Genomic DNA, 15,674 nt, shown 5'->3' on the forward strand with positions numbered 1-15,674 from the left:
TTACTCCGGAACGCCGCCCTTGGTCAGCACGGCAGGATCCAAAAGGCGCTCGAGCGTTTCGCGATCCAGATCGGTTTCTTCTTCAGCCACATCGATGATCGGCCGCCCCGCCTGGTACGCCTTCTTGGCGACCGCGGCGGCGGCGTTGTAGCCGATGGTGCTGTTGAGCGCGGTTACGAGGATAGGATTTCGCGCCAGCGGCTCCTGGAGATGATCCTCGCGCACTTTGAAGGTGGCGATAGCGCGGGTGGCCAGAAGGCTGGCGGTATTGCTCATCAGCGTGATGGCGCTTAGAAGATTCGAAGCCACCAGCGGCAACATGACGTTGAGCTGGAAGTTACCGCTTTGCCCGGCCACGGTAATGGCGCTATCGAGGCCGATCACCTGAGCGGCGGCCTGGGCGGCGGATTCGGGAATCACCGGATTCACCTTACCCGGCATGATAGAGCTGCCCGGCTGCAGCGCCTCGAGCTCGATCTCACCCAGCCCGGCCAGCGGCCCGGAGTTCATCCAGCGAAGGTCATTGGCGATCTTCATCACCACGCAGGCAAACCCCTTGAGCTGGCCGGAGAGTTCGACGGCGGCGTCCTGGCTCGAAAGGCTGGCGAAAAAGCTGTCGTTGGGCGTGAATGAAAGCCCGGTCTGGCGGCTGAGCTCTTCGGCCATCTTCTCGGCAAACCCTTCAGGGGCGTTGATTCCGGTGCCTACCGCGGTACCGCCCTGAGCCAGACGCTGCAGGCGGGTCATGGCGCTGTCGAAACGCTCGATGGCCTGACCGACCTGGCTCGACCACGCGCCAAGCTCTTGATCCATACGCAGCGGCATCGCGTCCATCAGATGGGTGCGCCCGGTCTTGACGACATCCTTGAGCTCCTCGGCGCGCTGGTCGATCGCATCGCGCAGGGTCAAAAGCGCCGGGCGAAGCGACTCCTTGACGGCGATTGCGGCGGCGACGTGGATGGCGCTGGGGATGACGTCGTTGCTCGACTGGCCCATGTTGACGTGATCGTTGGGAGTGACCTCGACGCCTTCCCGCGAGGCAAGCGTTGCGAGCACTTCGTTGACGTTCATGTTGGTCGAGGTGCCGGAGCCGGTCTGGTAGACATCGATCGGGAACTGGTCGTCGTGCTCGCCGTCGATCACCGCCTGGGCGGCTTTTTCGATGGCGCGGGCGCGCGGCTCGTCGAGGTGCCCTAGAGCCAGGTTACTGCGCGCCGCAGCAAGCTTGATGCGGGCCACTGCATGTACGAAAGCGGTGGGCATCGGCGTATTCGATACCGGAAAGTTATTGATCGCCCGCTGGGTCTGAGCGCCATACAGCGCGCTTGCCGGTACCTCAAGCTCCCCCATGCTGTCGCGCTCGATACGTGTTTCCATACGTTTTCTCCTTTAAAGCGAGCCGCTCGTTCGGCCGCCGTTGACGCGTTTAGCAAACTACCCACTTTACCCTAGCCACTGGATCGGCTATCGACAACGTCGAGCCGCCCCTTAGCGCCAATCGAGCATTCAAATGAACCGTACACATGCTGCCCACTACGCCACTATATTGCAGCGCACAAAAACGATTGCTATGCTGCATAGCAGCAAAAAGGCAGGCAGCGGGATAAAACCTGATGCGATACGAGCGAGGACACGGCCTCAAGGACGGGGCTTGCTCTCGTCACTCGACTTCAAGGAGAAACACCATGGCAACATTCAAACACTCGCCGACCAACGAGCAGTTCCATTCGCTTTTTCTCGGCCCCCTGCAGGCATTCTTGTCGCTCGGCGTGGAGACGTCTGAAAAACTGGTCAATGCCCAGCTCGACGCGCATAAGGCCTACGTCGACCTGGGACTGGAGCAGGCGCGCCATTTAATGCAGGTAAAGGACACCGCCGAGCTTCGCGATTACATGGAAGGCCAGCAGCGCGTGGCTAAAACGCTGGCCGAGCGCCTCAAGGGCAATGCCGATCAGATGACATCGATTCAGCGCGACTTCTTTCGACAAAGCCAAAAACTGACCGAAGAGAATGTGCAAAAGGCGCAGCAGCTGGCCAGCAAAATGCGCCAAACCGCCTAACGGGAAACCGCCCGGCCGCCCGCGGGCGGCTACCAGCCAAGCGCCGATTTAACGAAAGGAATGGTCAGTTTGCGCTTGGCCGATAGCGATGCCTGATCGAGGGTTTCGATCGCCATGCAAAGTTCACCAAGCTCCCGCGGGCCGCGGTGCAGAATATAGCGGGCCACGTCGTCGGGAAGCTCCATTCCCCTTGCCCCGGCGCGCAGCTTCAACGCCTGCAAACGGTCCGCGTCGTCCAGCGAATGCAGGTGATAAGTCACCCCGAAGCTTAGCCGCGAGGCTAAATCCGACAGCGCCACGTTGAGCTGGCGCGGCGGTGCGCTGGCGGCGATGATCAGCCCTTTATTGGCGTCACGCAGCCGGTTGAAGGCGTGAAAAAGCGCCTCTTCCCAGCGTTTGCGTCCGATCACGCACTCAAGATCATCGATCGCCACCAGGTCGAGGCGTTCGATATCCTCGAGCATCAGCGGCGGGAAGTGGCCCAAATCCTCTAGCGGCAGATAGAGCGCGCGCTTGTCACGATCCGAAGCGGCATGGCAAGCGGCCTGCAACAGGTGGCTTCGCCCGCTGCCCGGCGAGCCCCATAGATAAACGAAGGGCTCCGCGTCCGGCTCGAGCTGGCGGCCAAGCGAGGTCAAAAGCGAGGCGTTGGCACTGGAGGCGAAGTAGTTATCGAAGGTGGCGTCGTCGCGAAGCCCGACGCCCAGCGGCAGCTGAGCCGGCACTCTGCTCATGGAATCTCCCTGTCCCTGTCGTGATCGAGCCGGTTAGGCGGCTCGGCGCCGGTAAGCTTCGCCTCGCCGTACAGCTCGCTATTTTTATACCGCTCGATCACCTCGCGCAAAAGCACCATGATGACCGCGGCGGCGGGTAGCGCCAATAGTACGCCAGTCAACCCAAAAAGACTGCCCCCGGCCAGCACGGCGAAAATCACCGCCACCGGGTGCAGGCCAATCTTGTCGCCCAGAAGCTTTGGCTGAAGCACCACGCTCTCCATCACCTGCCCCACGCTGAACACGCCCAGCACCCCAACCAGCCCCCACCAGCTTTCGAACTGGAAAAACGCGACCACCAGCGCCACCCCCAGCCCGACGATGAAGCCCAAAAAAGGCACGATGCTGACAAGCCCCGACACCACGCCGATCAAAAGCCCAAAATTGAGCCCGATCAGCGTCAGCCCCAGGGCGTAAATCACGCCAAGACTTAGCATGACCAGTAGCTGGCCTCTCAAGAACGCAGCCAGCACCGCATCGCAGCGCTTGGCGAGTCTGGCCGTATCACGGGCGTAGTGGCGCGGCACCAGATCCGCCAGGTTGGCCAGCAGGCGGTCCCAGTCGAGCAGCAGATAGAAGGTGACCACGGGAATCAGAGCGACGTAGGTGATCCAGGTGACGAACGCCGCGCTGGAACGGCCGATGCTCGTAAGTGCCTGAGCCAGATAGCCGCCGGCGTCGCGCCAGTTCTCCAACAGCGTGGTTTTCATGTTGCCAAGTTCGGCGCGCACGTCGTAGCCGGTCCACTCAAGCACCTGGGGCGCCAGGCGATTTTCGACCCAAGTGAAGATGTCGGGCAGCACCTCGCCAAGCTGCTTGATTTGCGAGACGATCAGCGGAATCAGGATCAACAGCGCCGCAGCCAGCAGTAAAAAGAGCACAACGAAGACGCTGGCCACCGCCAGCGGGCGCTTCATGCCCCACTGCTGTAGCTTGTTGGCGATGGGGTCGACCAGATAAGCGAGGATCATCCCTGCCACGAACGGCATGAGCACCGAATCCAGCAGGTAGACAAGCCCCACCAGTAGCAGGATAAACACCGCGGCCCAGGTAGAGTGGCGCATACTCGAATCGCTCCTTGGAGGGTCGCCAGTCGCGACATAACGTCATGTTATCGTTGTAAGATAACGTGTCTTGCACGATAACTCGACAGGACAATGCGGCAATCGATGCCAAATGGTACAATCCGCCGAATTATCGGCCGCCTGCGGCCTAGACCCTTCCTATCCCGTACTGCCATAGGCTCCAAAGGACCTGTCATGACCCAGACAACCCCTCCTCAGGCTTCCCCGTCACTTAGCTACAAGGATGCCGGAGTCGATATCGATGCCGGCAACGCCCTGGTAGAGCGCATCAAGCACGTGGCCAAGCGCACGACGCGCCCCGAGGTCATGGGCGGTCTGGGGGGCTTCGGCGCGCTTTGCGAGCTCCCCGAGGGCTACCGTCAACCGGTGCTGGTCACCGGCACCGACGGCGTGGGCACCAAGCTGCGCCTGGCGATGGATCTTGGCAAGCACGACACCATTGGCATCGATCTTGTCGCCATGTGCGTCAACGACCTGGTCGTCGCCGGCGCCGAGCCGTTTCTGTTTCTCGACTACTACGCCACTGGCAAGCTCGATGTCGACATTGCCGCCGACGTGGTGACCGGCATCGGCGCCGGCTGCGAGCAGGCGGGCTGCGCACTGGTCGGCGGTGAAACCGCGGAAATGCCGGGCATGTACGAAGGCAACGACTACGACCTGGCTGGCTTCTGTGTCGGCGTGGTCGAAAAATCCGAGATTCTCGATGGAAGCAAGGTCGGTGAAGGCGACGTGCTGCTGGGTCTGGCCTCATCCGGGCCCCACTCCAACGGCTACTCGCTGATCCGCAAGATTCTGGACGTCAGCAGCGCTTCACTCGACGAGCCCCTGGACGGTCAGCCGCTGGGCGATGCGCTGATGGCGCCGACGCGCATCTACGTCAAGCCGCTTCTTTCCATGCTGCGCGACAGCGAGCTTTCGATTCACGCGCTGTCGCACATCACCGGCGGCGGCCTGCTGGAAAACATTCCCCGCGTGCTGCCGGAGCACTTGGCCGCGCGCGTCGACGTCAGCAGCTGGCAGCGTCCGGAAGTCTTCAACTGGCTGCAGGCCAAGGGCAATGTCAGCGAAGTGGAGATGCACCGAGTGCTCAACTGCGGCATTGGCATGGTGGTCGTCGTGCCCCAAGCGCAAGCCGATGAGGCCATGAGCTATCTAAAGGATCAGGGCGAAACCGTCTATCGCATCGGCGAGATCGTCACGCGTGAAGAGCAAGCGGTGGTACTCGAGAACCTCGCCGTGGGAGAGGCTCAGCAGTGAGCGATAACGAGTACGGCAGCGACACGCTCAACGACATGACGCCGGAACCGGTCGATCAGCGCCGCATCGTGGTACTGATTTCCGGCAGCGGCAGCAACCTGGCCGCGCTGATCGAAGCTCAGAGCCACGACCGGTTGGGCGGCGACATCGTCGCGGTGATCTCCAACGAGCCCGCCGCGTTCGGGCTCAAGCGGGCTCACGAAGCCGGCATCGAAGCCGTTGCCCTGCCCCATCGCGAGTACGAAAGCCGTGAGGCTTACGACGGCGCTCTGATCAAGGTGATCGAGCGCCATGAGCCGGACCTGATCGTGCTGGCAGGCTTCATGCGCATCCTGACGTCGCGCTTCGTCCAGCGCTTTCTGGGCAAGATGCTCAATATCCACCCGTCGCTTCTGCCGGACTATCAGGGGCTCAACACCCACGCCCGGGCGCTCGCCGATGGTCGCAATCTGCACGGCTGTAGCGTGCACTTCGTCACCGAAGAGCTCGACGGCGGTCCGGTCGTGATCCAGGCCGAGTGTCGCATCGACGAAGGCGACGACGAGCAGAGCCTGAAGGAGAAGGTGCACGCCCGCGAGCACCTGATCCTGCCCATCGCCGTGCAGTGGTTTTTGCAGGGCCGGCTCAACTACTCGAGCGACAAGGTCACCATCGACGGCCAGCCGTTACCGCCCCAGGGGATGCGGCTGTCTCACGACGACGCCGCCGAAGAGCTCGACGAAGACGTTTGACCGCTCCCTCGACGGCAAAAAGCGCGCCTTTGCAGGCGCGCTTTTTTATACGGCTTTCGATGCAATGACCAAAGGGGTCAGGTACGTGGCAGCGTCACGCCGCGCTGGCCCATGTACTTACCACCCCGATCCTTGTAGGAGGTTTCACACTCCTCGTCGGCGGCGAGAAAGAGCATCTGCGCCACGCCTTCGTGGGCGTAAATCTTCGCCGGAAGATTCGTGGTGTTGGAGAATTCCAGCGTCACGTGGCCCTCCCACTCCGGCTCCAGCGGCGTGACGTTGACGATGATACCGCAGCGCGCGTAGGTCGATTTGCCCAGGCAAATGGTGAGCACGTTACGCGGAATACGAAAGTACTCCACGGTGCGCGCCAGCGCAAAGGAGTTGGGCGGAATGATGCAGACATCGCCCTTCACGTCGACGAAGCTCTTGTCATCAAAAGCCTTGGGGTCGACGATCGCCGAGTGGATGTTAGTAAACACCTTAAACTCGTCGGAGCAGCGCACGTCGTAGCCGTAGCTCGAGGTGCCGTAGGAGATGACCCGCTGGTCGTTGACGTGGCGCACCTGACCGGGCTCGAAGGGCTCGATCATGGCGTCACTTTGCGCCATCCGGCGAATCCACTTGTCAGACTGAATACTCATTGCTGCTCATCACTCGCTAAAGGAAATCGTGGGGCCGCTTTGTTGCGTTCCCATCACCGAATCCGCCACCTGGCGGGCGATTTCGGCAAAGGTTTGGCTCTCGTCGCTTTCGGGGCTCGAGACTACCGTGGGCTTGCCGGAGTCCGCCAGCTCGCGAATGGACATCGCCAGCGGCAGGCGCCCCAACACTTTCGTGGCGTACTCTTGGGCGATGCGCTCGCCGCCGCCGGTGCCGAAAATGGCCGCCTCGTGGCCACAGCTTTCGCACTTGTAAAGACTCATGTTCTCGACCACGCCAACCACCGGCACGTTGACCTTGCGAAACATCTCGATGCCCTTGCGCGCATCCAGCAGCGCGATGTCCTGGGGAGTCGTGACGATCACCGCGCCAGATACCGGCACTTTCTGGGCAAGTGTCAACTGGATGTCGCCGGTGCCTGGCGGCATATCGATCAGCAGAAAGTCGAGCTCGCCCCACTGGGTCTGATTGAGCATCTGCTGAAAAGCGCCGACGACCATCGGCCCGCGCCACACCATCGCATCGCGCGAGTTGACCAGAAACGCCATCGACATCGCCTTGAGCCCGTGGGCCTGAAGCGGCATAAATGCGTTTTCGCCGGCGGGCTGGGGGCGCGTCCCCTCTTCAACACCGAGCATTTGAGCCTGGCTTGGGCCATAGATATCGGCGTCGAGCACCCCGACGCGATACCCTTGGGCGGCCAGCGCCAGCGCCAAATTCACGGTGACGGTGGATTTACCCACGCCCCCTTTACCGGACGCCACCGCAATGATGTGCTTGATCCCATCCATTGTACGCTCCTTAGCACAGCGTTTAAGTGGCTAAATCATACGCGCTGGCGCCCGGTTCATAAACTCGAAACGATAAAAAGCGGGTACGGCGTTTGCCGTACCCGCGTAACGAATCCTCAGCGATGCCCTTTCAAGAGAAAACGCTTTACTGAGCGCTACTCTGCTCCTCAACCTCCTCCTCGTCTTCATCTTGCGAGGATGCCCCGTTGGATTGGCCGGACGGGCTTGAACTCTGACTCTGATTGTTCTGACCTTGACCGGACTGCCCTTGAGACGATTGGCTCTGTTCGCCCTGGCCGGCCTGGTTCGACTGCTGGCCGTTAGGAGCCAGGTTGGGCACCTCGTCTTCACTAGCGTCATCGACTTCCAAGCGAGCGTCGAGCGCGGATAGCTCTTCGCGCCAGTCGCTGAGCTGGCTTTCCAGCCGCTCGAGCTGCTGCTCACGCGTTTCAATATCGCTTTCGACGTTTGAGAGTTCTTCGCGGCCCATATCGAGGGCCACCATGAGATCGTCCATTTCCGAGCGGACCTGGGTCAGGCTCTGCGCCTGCTCGTCGCGCTGCTCAGTGAGCGAATCGATTTCCGACTGAAGATCATCTCGCTCGCTGCTGGCGCTTTCACGCTCGCTTTCAAGCTGGTCGACCTCCTTCTGGGCGCTATCGATCTCTTCTTGTAGCGATGCAAGGCGCTCTTCTGCGTCGCTGACCTGGCTTTCGAGCTCCTCGAGCTGCTGCTGGGCTTCGTTTTGCGCGTCGAGCACCTCCTGGCGCTGCTCTTCGGCCTGCTGGCGAGCGGTTTCCGCTTCCTGGCGGGCCTCTTCGGCGCTTTCACGCGCCTGCTCGATCTGATCCAGATTCGACTGCGCTTCGTCCCGCGTCGATGTGATCTCGTCACGCTCGTCGCGCAGCGACTGCATGTTGTCCTGGGCGTTTTGAAGCTCCTGCTCGAGGCCCTCGACTTCCTGCTGCAGCGAATCGCGCTGGTTTTGAAGCTCTTCCAGACGTGACTGAATCGTCTGGGCCTCTTCCTCGGCCTGCTGCACGTTTTGCTTAGCATCTGCCTGGCGCTGATCGAGCGAAGCGATCTCTTCACGCATCGCGCCAAGATCGGTTTCCGCCTGTTCGATTTCGCTAACGCGCTGGCTCAGACGCTGATTTTGCTGCTCGGACGTCGCCAAATCGTTTTCCAGCACGTCGATACGATCGCGATGGGTATTGGCGTTAGACTGCGCCATGATGGCCCACACGACGGCCACGGCGGCGATGCCGGCAATGGCCCGAACGCGGTTGTGTTTGAACAGCTCGCTGGTGCTGAGCTTACGGCCGTGAGGCTGACCGGTGGGTTGTTGGTCCAGCTTGTTGTCATCTGCCATGGTGCGTCCCTGAAGAATCTGTTGATAGTCAAAGTTGGTATTTAAAAACAGTAGTTAACTTGCCCGACACCCGCCAGTTATTCTCCCGGAACATCGTTTCAACGCAGTCAACGTTATCCAGCCTTTGAACAACCATGTGACTAAAAACAGCCATGGTTATGAAGATAAAATATAAAGACCCACGATCGCTGTCAGCAAAGGCTTACAGAAACCCGGTCGTTAACACGCTACCCTGTCGGATCGTTTTTCATTTTTTCAACGTTTACCATGTGGTACACCGCATGCACGTAATCAATTCATCCTTGACGGCGCCCACCACCGAGGCGCTTCTTCCCAATCTTCCGGGCGTCATATTTCAGCTCGACCGCTCGCCAAATGGCACCCTAAGGTTTACCTATCTGGAAGGCGATCGCGACATCCTCGATCACCTTGACCGCGCGGCGCTGGCCGACAGCGCCAATAAGGGCATCGCACAGCTCACCGGCGAACACTGGCCGATGGTGAGCGCCGCCATCGAGCGCTCTGCACGCTGGCTCGTCCCGCTGGCCACCCGTTTTCGGCTTTGCCACCCCTCGCACAAGGCTTACTGGATCGGCGTCAGCGCGTCACCAGTGCGCTGTGGCGACGGCGTTCGCTTCAACGGCATGATGATGAACATCACAGGCCAGGTGGTGAATGAACAGCGTCTCGAGAAACGCTGCCATACCGACGTGCTGACGGGGCTTCCCAACCGTCGCAAGCTGATGCTGGAGCTCAACCGCTTAAGCATGGTGAGCCAGCACGACTTGACCCCCTTTTCGATCATGATGATCGATGTCGACCACTTCAAACGCTTCAACGACCGTTTTGGCCACGCCTACGGCGATGAGATTCTGCGCGCGCTAGCCGAGCGCATCAGAGCACTTCTTCGCGACAGCGACATGCTGGCAAGGCTCGGTGGTGAAGAGTTCGTGGCGGTAGCGCCACGCACCACGCTTGGCCACTGTTACAGCGTCGCCGAGCGCGTGCGCGACAGTGTCGCGAAGCTCGACCTGGGCGCCGGCACCGGGGAGGTCACCATCAGCATCGGAATCGCCGAGCACCGACCGCAGGAGATACTCGCCACGCTTTTAAAGCGCGCGGACAAGGCGCTTTATCGCGCCAAGGATACCGGGCGCGACTGCGTTTACGCCATCCAGTGAAGCCAAGACCCTCAAGACGGCGACTCTTTTAGCGATTACCCGGCCAGCGGTGTGGCAGTTCCCTGAACGCGATGGCATCATAAAGCGCTGCATATTATTCATCGCTTAACGAGGTAGTCATTTCAATGTTCGAGCATATTGAGCGGGTCCCGGGTGATGCCATTCTTGGACTGATCGACGCTTTCAAAAAAGACACCAACCCACAGAAAGTGGATTTGGGCGTCGGCGTTTATCGCGATGCCAACGGCAATACGCCGATCATGCGCGCCGTCAAGGAAGCAGAGGCTCGTCTGCTCAATAACGAAACGACCAAAACCTATATTGGCTCTCACGGCGCGCCCGCCTACGGCGAGGCCGTGCTGCCCATCGTACTGGGTGAAAACTCGAGCGTACTGAGCCAGAAACGTGCCAGCGCTACCCAGTCTCCCGGCGGTACCGGCGCGCTGCGCCTGGCGGCGGACTTCATCGCCGGTCAGATGCCGGGCAAGGGCATCTGGGTCAGCGACCCGACCTGGCCGAACCACCACGGTATCTTCACCTCGGCAGGCATCGAACTTCATAAATACCCCTACGTCGATCCGGACAACCGTCTGGACTTCGAGGGCATGGTCAGCGCGCTCAAAAAGATTCCCGAAGGTGATGTGGTCGTGCTACACGCCTGCTGCCACAACCCGACCGGCTTCGATCTCTCCCAAGCGCAGTGGCAGGAAGTGCTCGAGATTTTGAAAGAGCGCAAGCTTCTGCCGCTGGTCGATTTCGCCTACCAGGGCTTCGGTGAAGGGCTGGAAGAAGACGCTTACGGCGTACGCCTTCTCGCAGAGAACCTGGACGAAGTCATCATCACCAGCTCCTGCTCCAAGAACTTCGGCATCTACTGTGAGCGCACCGGCGCCCTGATTCTGGTGGCGAAGGACGAAGAGCAGATGGAGAACGTGCGCTCCCAGGTTGCCATTGTCGCGCGGGAAAACTACTCCAATCCGCCGGCCCACGGCGGCGCCATCGTCAGCGAAATTCTCCACGACCCGGAGCTCAAGGCGATGTGGCGTGAAGAGCTGACCGAAATGCGCGATCGCATCAATACGCTGCGCCGCGACTTCGTCGAAGCGCTCAAGCCTTATGGCCTTGCTGACAAGTACGCCTGCGTTGCCGAGCAGCGCGGCATGTTCTCCTACACCGGCCTGACGCCGGAGCAGGTCGACCGTCTGCGCGACGAGTTCGGCATCTACATGGTGCGCTCGGGCCGGGCCAACGTGGCCGGTTTCTCCCAGGAAAACCTGCCATATCTGGCCAAGGCGATCGCCGCCGTCAACGAGTAACATGACCCTCTAAAAGCGCCCAGACAATCGTCTGGGCGCTTTTGTTTTCGCCCACCAAAACTGATCGATCAGTCACATTTTGAGGCTTTCATGGCGGCCCAAGGCTTTCACTACCCCTGGTACAAAAAAGAAGACACCGACGCGTTTTTCGCGCTGTTTCAAAACAACATCGCCAACTTCGTGATCATCGCGATCACCATGCTGGGTATGGACTTTCCCGCGGAGATCGTCTTCGGGCAGGTGCTGCCTGGGGCTGCGGTAGCGGTCATGGCGGGCAATTTCTACTACGCCTGGAGTGCGACGCGCCTGGCCCATCGGGAGCAACGAAGCGACGTGACCGCGCTCTCCTACGGCATCTCGACGCCGGTCATGTTCGTCTTTCTGTTCGGCGTGCTGCTGCCGGCCAAACAGCTGACCGGCGACGCAACGCTTGCCTGGAAGGTGGCGGTGGCGGCCTGCTTCATCAGCGGCGCCATAGAGGCGCTGGTGAGCCTGGTCGGGCGCTTCGTGCAGCACCACTTGCCACGGGCGGCCATGCTCGGCGCGGTGGCGGGCGTGGCGCTCACGTTCATCGCCGGCGAAATGCTGTTCAAGACGTTGGAGATGCCAGTCATCGGGCTTCTTGTGCTGGGCATTACCATCGTTGGGCTGATCGCCCGGGTGAGTATGCCGTTCAAGCTTCCCACGTCACTATTTGCCATCGTGCTGGGGACGGTGATGGCGTACCTGATCGGTGATGCCGGCGGCGAGCGCTTTAGCGACGCCTTCACGCATCTCGGCTTTTATCCGCTGCTGCCGAACCTGGCCTGGTGGGAAGGGCTTGGCTTATTGTTCGGCGGTATGCTGGCGGTGCTAACCGTGGTGCTGCCGATCACGCTCTACAACGCCATCGAGACGATGAACAACGTCGAGGCGATGGAGGCCGCCGGCGATAAATACGATGTGCGCGAGTGTCAGGCGGTGGACGGTGTGGGCACCATGATCGGCGCGCTGTTCGGCGGCGTGTTTCCCACCACGGTGTACATCGCCACGGTCGGCGCCAAGTGGATGGGCGCCGGGCGCGGCTATAGCATTGCCAACGGCGCGGTGTATGGCTTGGCGACCATGCTCGGGCTGATTGCCGCGCTCGCGGCGATCATTCCCGTTTCCGTGGTCGCCCCCATACTGGTCTTTGTGGGCATTTCGATGATTGCCACCGCGTTCCAAGCCAACGATACCCGCTATTACCCGGCGGTGGCGCTGGCCATGCTGCCTTATTTCGCCAACTACGTGTCGACCCGCTTCAACCGCGGCGCCGAAGAGGTGGTCAGCGGGATCTCCTCGGCCATCGTGGTGATGGGTCAGGGCGCCATGTTCATGGCCATTTTGCTCGGCGCGATGACGGTGTGCGCCATCGACCACCGTTTTCGCAAGGCGGCGGTCTTCGCGCTGGTCGCGGCGGGCTTCTCGTTCGTGGGCTTGATGCACGCACCGAAACTTGCGCTCAACGCCGCCCCGGACTTCGTCATGGGCTATCTCGCCATGGCGCTACTGTTCAGCTACTTCGCGTTTCAGAAAGCGCGTCGTCCCTAGCATCATCAGGGGCCGCCTGGCGGTGCGGGCGCGACAGTATGCGCCGCAGCACGACCCAGGCGGTAAGCCCGGCCATCACGTTGCCGATCGCAGCGCCGGCGGCCAGACCCACCCAGCCAAAGAGCAATGCCCCGAGCCATAAAGACGGCAGGTAGAACACGAACAGCCGAGCGCTGGACAAGAGCATCGCGCGAAGCGGCCAGCCCAGCGCGTTGCCTGCCGACACGACCAGCATGCATACACCGAGCAGCGCATAGCTTGGCAGCATGAAGCGGATCAACAGCGTCAGCGCCTCGCGCACCTCCGGGTTACCCGCCAGCGCCGCTGCCACCCAAGGCGCAACGAGCGCCAGCACGATGCCGAGAGCGAGTTGCCACACCAGCGCCACCTTAAGCGCCAGGCGCATCAGCCGATGGATCTGCCCCCAGTCGCCCGCGCCATAGCAGCGGCCAAGCCAGGGCGGCAGCGACATGGTCATGGCGAGAATCACCATCAGCGACATGGTTTCCAGCCGATTCGCCAACCCCCAGGCCGCCACCTGAACGTCGCCAAGCCCGGCGACCGCGGTGATCGCGAGCATCGCGGCCAGCGGCGGCATCAGCTGACTGATCATCGCCGGCCCGGCGATACCGATAAAACGTCGCCAGGAGGCTCGCGCTTCAGAATAAATGCCGTCGAACGCCAGCCACCGATGGCGTGCCAGTTTGCGGCTAATTACCGCAAGCCCAACGCCAAAGGCGACGACGCTCGCCCAGGCCGCACCGGGAAGCCCGAGCCCGGGCCAGTCGCCCGCGCCAAAGATCAGCAGGGGGTCGAGCGCCAAATTCACCGCGCTGCTCAGCACCATCATCTTGCCGGGCAGATAAGTATCGCCGTGGGCGCGAAAAAGGCTATAGACGAAGTATAAAAGCGCGGCCAACCAGGCGGAGAAAAGCTGCGGGCCCCAGTAGGTTCGAATATAGCCAAGGGCAGTATCATCGGCGCCCAGAAGCGTAAAAATAGGTGCCTGCAGGAGCCAAAGCAGAATGCACAGCGCGCCGATGACGCCGCCACCGGCGAGCAGTACGAGACTTCCCAAGCGCCGTGCACGCTCTTCTTCGCCCGCCCCCAGCGCCCGCGAGACCAGCGCGGCGATGGCAATTCCCATGCCGACCTGCACGCCGATGATCAAAAACGAGAGCGGAAAGGTGAACGACTGCGCCGCCAGCGGCGCCGTGCCCAAGCGCGCAATGAAGGCGCTATCGACCAGTTGAAAGCCCAGCAGCGCGAGAACGCCGATGGCCATCGGCCAGGTTTGTCGCCACAGGGTGACGCCCAGAGTATGCTGACGCGAAGTGGCCAAGTCGAAACTCCTATCGAAAATTTTTTGCTACTCAAAACGCAAAAGCGCCACCGCCCCGGCCGGGGCGATGGCGCTTTTTAACACGCCGGACTTACTGGCGGATACCTTCGAACACCACGTAGAGCTCAAGCTCGTGCATGGCTTCCGGGAAGTCGCTCATGTCGATACCGTAATCGCTCAGCGTGATCATGGTGCTACCTTCGAAACCGGCGCGGTAGTTGCCCCAAGGGTCGTCGCCTTCACCGATCAGGGTTACCGGCATTTCAAGCTGCTGGGTTTCGCCGTGCAGCGTCAGCTCGCCGGTTAGCGTGCCTTCATTGTCGCCATCGGATTCGAAACCGGTCGAAGTGAACGTGGCCGTCGGGAATTCGCTGGCGTTGAGGAAGTCTTCGCTCAGGATATGACGGTCGCGCTCGGCGTGGTTGGAGTTCAGGCTATCGACCTGCACTTCCATCTCGATGGAAGACGCGTCCAGATCGTCTTCGTCATAGGTGAATTCGCCGGAGAACTCCTCGAAGCTGCCCAGAATGTAGGACATGCCCAGGTGGCTGATCTTGAACTGTACGAAGGCGTGCTGGCCTTCGGTATCCACCACGTAGTCGGCGGCCTGGGCCTGGCTTAGCGGCACCAGCGCAGCGGCGGCAACCGCAGTTGCAACAAGGCTCTTTTTCAACATCGAAACGTCTCCTTTCTTTCCTTGGTAGAGTCGGGGCGCTGGGGCGACCCGGGTGAAATCGTTAAGCGCGTCGGCGGCTATAAGCCGGGCTGAGCATCCGCGAAAGCGTCGCGTGACGGCTGACGAAGTGATGTTTGAGCGCGGCCAGCTCGTGGCCTGCGGCAATGACGATGAGCGTCACCGCGCTGTACCAGTGAATGTCGCCAGCTATGGACGCCTGATTGGGAAGATTCGAAAGCACCGCCGGCATCTCGAACCAGTCGAAGACGCTTACGCCTCGCCCGTTCGCCGTCGAAATCAGATAGCCGCTCAACATGACCAGAAGCAGCAGCACGTACAGACCGATATGCCCTACATGGGCGGCAAGACGCTCGAATCGGCTGCCCTCACCCTTTGGAGTAGGTTGCACAAGCCTCCAGACAATACGCGCGGTGGTGACCATTAACAGCAGGATACCGATCGAGCGGTGTACCCAGGGCCCCTGGTTGTACCAGGGGTCGTAGTAGCCAAGGCCGGTCATCCACCAGCCTAGTATAAAAAGACCGATCACGGCCAAGGCGCTGAGCCAATGAAACGAAATGCTGACAAGCCCCCAACCGCTTCTCGTATTGCGCCACATGCCCTAATCCCCGATGAAGAGCTACCGTCTTTTATCGCCTAAGCGGTAGATAAGGTTTTGATTTGGAAAGTGTGCAGAGCATAACGGTTTACCGGTTGGAGCACCGCTGAAAAAAGCGAGACAGTTCGTTCGTAAAAACCGTTTATTACCACGCTAACATTTAAATAGGCGCCAATATTTTCGAACAACAACGTTTAATCACGTCGCTCAAGCATAAAAAACCCCGCCGGAGCGGG

General features: G+C 60.8%; 14 protein-coding genes and 1 pseudogene. 6 read left to right on the forward strand and 9 right to left on the reverse strand.

Features of this window, described 5'->3' with window-relative positions; genetic code table 11:
• Positions 1-1,377: a class II fumarate hydratase gene (locus MQW23_RS16140; RefSeq protein ID WP_252109233.1), complete on the reverse strand. Its 1,377-nt coding sequence runs from the start codon at positions 1,375-1,377 to the stop codon at positions 1-3.
• Positions 1,378-1,685: 308 nt separating this feature from the next.
• Here MQW23_RS16140 and MQW23_RS16145 point away from each other — a divergent pair, with 308 nt between their 5' ends.
• Positions 1,686-2,060, forward strand: a complete 375-nt coding sequence (locus MQW23_RS16145; RefSeq protein ID WP_252109234.1) for a phasin family protein — start codon at positions 1,686-1,688, stop codon at positions 2,058-2,060.
• Between the two features lie 29 nt (positions 2,061-2,089).
• Here the strand turns inward: MQW23_RS16145 and hda are convergent, their stop codons facing one another.
• Together hda and MQW23_RS16155 are read right to left on the reverse strand one after the other, a co-directional pair.
• The gene (hda, locus tag MQW23_RS16150; protein ID WP_252109235.1) at positions 2,090-2,794 is read right to left on the reverse strand and encodes a DnaA regulatory inactivator Hda; all 705 of its coding nucleotides are present in this window, start codon (positions 2,792-2,794) and stop codon (positions 2,090-2,092) included.
• A complete protein-coding gene (locus MQW23_RS16155) occupies positions 2,791-3,897 on the reverse strand; it encodes an AI-2E family transporter (protein ID WP_252109236.1) in 1,107 nt (368 codons plus the stop codon). The genes hda and MQW23_RS16155 overlap by 4 nt, the downstream gene beginning before the upstream one ends.
• Before the next feature lie 195 nt (positions 3,898-4,092).
• On the opposite strand from MQW23_RS16155, the gene purM reads away from it, so the two are divergent.
• Together purM and purN are read left to right on the forward strand one after the other, a co-directional pair.
• Positions 4,093-5,175, forward strand: a complete 1,083-nt coding sequence (gene purM / locus MQW23_RS16160) for a phosphoribosylformylglycinamidine cyclo-ligase (RefSeq protein ID WP_252109237.1) — start codon at positions 4,093-4,095, stop codon at positions 5,173-5,175.
• Positions 5,172-5,906 (forward strand): phosphoribosylglycinamide formyltransferase, encoded by a 735-nt coding sequence (purN, locus tag MQW23_RS16165; protein ID WP_252109238.1) that lies wholly within the window; start codon positions 5,172-5,174, stop codon positions 5,904-5,906. Before purM ends, purN begins: the two co-directional genes overlap by 4 nt.
• A gap of 77 nt (positions 5,907-5,983) precedes the next feature.
• Here purN and dcd read toward each other — a convergent pair whose 3' ends face one another.
• The 3 genes and pseudogenes from dcd to MQW23_RS16180 all read right to left on the reverse strand — a co-directional run bounded on the left by dcd (position 5,984) and on the right by MQW23_RS16180 (position 8,732).
• Positions 5,984-6,550, reverse strand: a complete 567-nt coding sequence (gene dcd / locus MQW23_RS16170) for a dCTP deaminase (protein WP_252109239.1) — start codon at positions 6,548-6,550, stop codon at positions 5,984-5,986.
• Positions 6,551-6,559: 9 nt separating this feature from the next.
• Positions 6,560-7,375: pseudogene (gene apbC / locus MQW23_RS16175) on the reverse strand (iron-sulfur cluster carrier protein ApbC); the annotation flags it as partial.
• Positions 7,376-7,505: 130 nt separating this feature from the next.
• Positions 7,506-8,732: a coiled-coil domain-containing protein gene (locus MQW23_RS16180; protein WP_252109241.1), complete on the reverse strand. Its 1,227-nt coding sequence runs from the start codon at positions 8,730-8,732 to the stop codon at positions 7,506-7,508.
• A 281-nt stretch (positions 8,733-9,013) separates the two neighbouring features.
• Between MQW23_RS16180 and MQW23_RS16185 the strand changes: the two genes are divergently transcribed.
• The 3 genes from MQW23_RS16185 to MQW23_RS16195 all read left to right on the forward strand — a co-directional run bounded on the left by MQW23_RS16185 (position 9,014) and on the right by MQW23_RS16195 (position 12,801).
• Entirely contained in the window at positions 9,014-9,913 is a 900-nt protein-coding gene (locus MQW23_RS16185) for a GGDEF domain-containing protein (RefSeq protein ID WP_252109242.1), read from the forward strand.
• A gap of 125 nt (positions 9,914-10,038) precedes the next feature.
• Entirely contained in the window at positions 10,039-11,229 is a 1,191-nt protein-coding gene (locus MQW23_RS16190) for an amino acid aminotransferase (protein ID WP_252109243.1), read from the forward strand.
• A 90-nt stretch (positions 11,230-11,319) separates the two neighbouring features.
• On the forward strand, positions 11,320-12,801 hold the full coding sequence (locus MQW23_RS16195) for an NCS2 family permease (protein WP_252109244.1): 1,482 nt from the start codon (positions 11,320-11,322) through the stop codon (positions 12,799-12,801).
• Here the strand turns inward: MQW23_RS16195 and MQW23_RS16200 are convergent.
• The 3 genes from MQW23_RS16200 to MQW23_RS16210 all read right to left on the reverse strand — a co-directional run bounded on the left by MQW23_RS16200 (position 12,764) and on the right by MQW23_RS16210 (position 15,438).
• Positions 12,764-14,086 (reverse strand): MATE family efflux transporter, encoded by a 1,323-nt coding sequence (locus tag MQW23_RS16200; protein ID WP_252109417.1) that lies wholly within the window; start codon positions 14,084-14,086, stop codon positions 12,764-12,766. The two genes, MQW23_RS16195 and MQW23_RS16200, sit on opposite strands and share 38 nt — an antisense overlap.
• 148 nt (positions 14,087-14,234) lie before the next feature.
• On the reverse strand, positions 14,235-14,819 hold the full coding sequence (locus tag MQW23_RS16205) for a YceI family protein (RefSeq protein WP_252109245.1): 585 nt from the start codon (positions 14,817-14,819) through the stop codon (positions 14,235-14,237).
• 61 nt (positions 14,820-14,880) lie between these two features.
• Complete coding sequence (locus tag MQW23_RS16210) at positions 14,881-15,438, reverse strand: cytochrome b (RefSeq protein WP_252109246.1); 558 nt, start codon at positions 15,436-15,438, stop codon at positions 14,881-14,883.
• Positions 15,439-15,674 lie beyond the last annotated feature (236 nt).

Origin of the sequence: Halomonas sp. S3-1-1 (assembly GCF_023757625.1) — a bacterium.
In the GTDB taxonomy this organism is placed as follows: domain Bacteria; phylum Pseudomonadota; class Gammaproteobacteria; order Pseudomonadales; family Halomonadaceae; genus Vreelandella.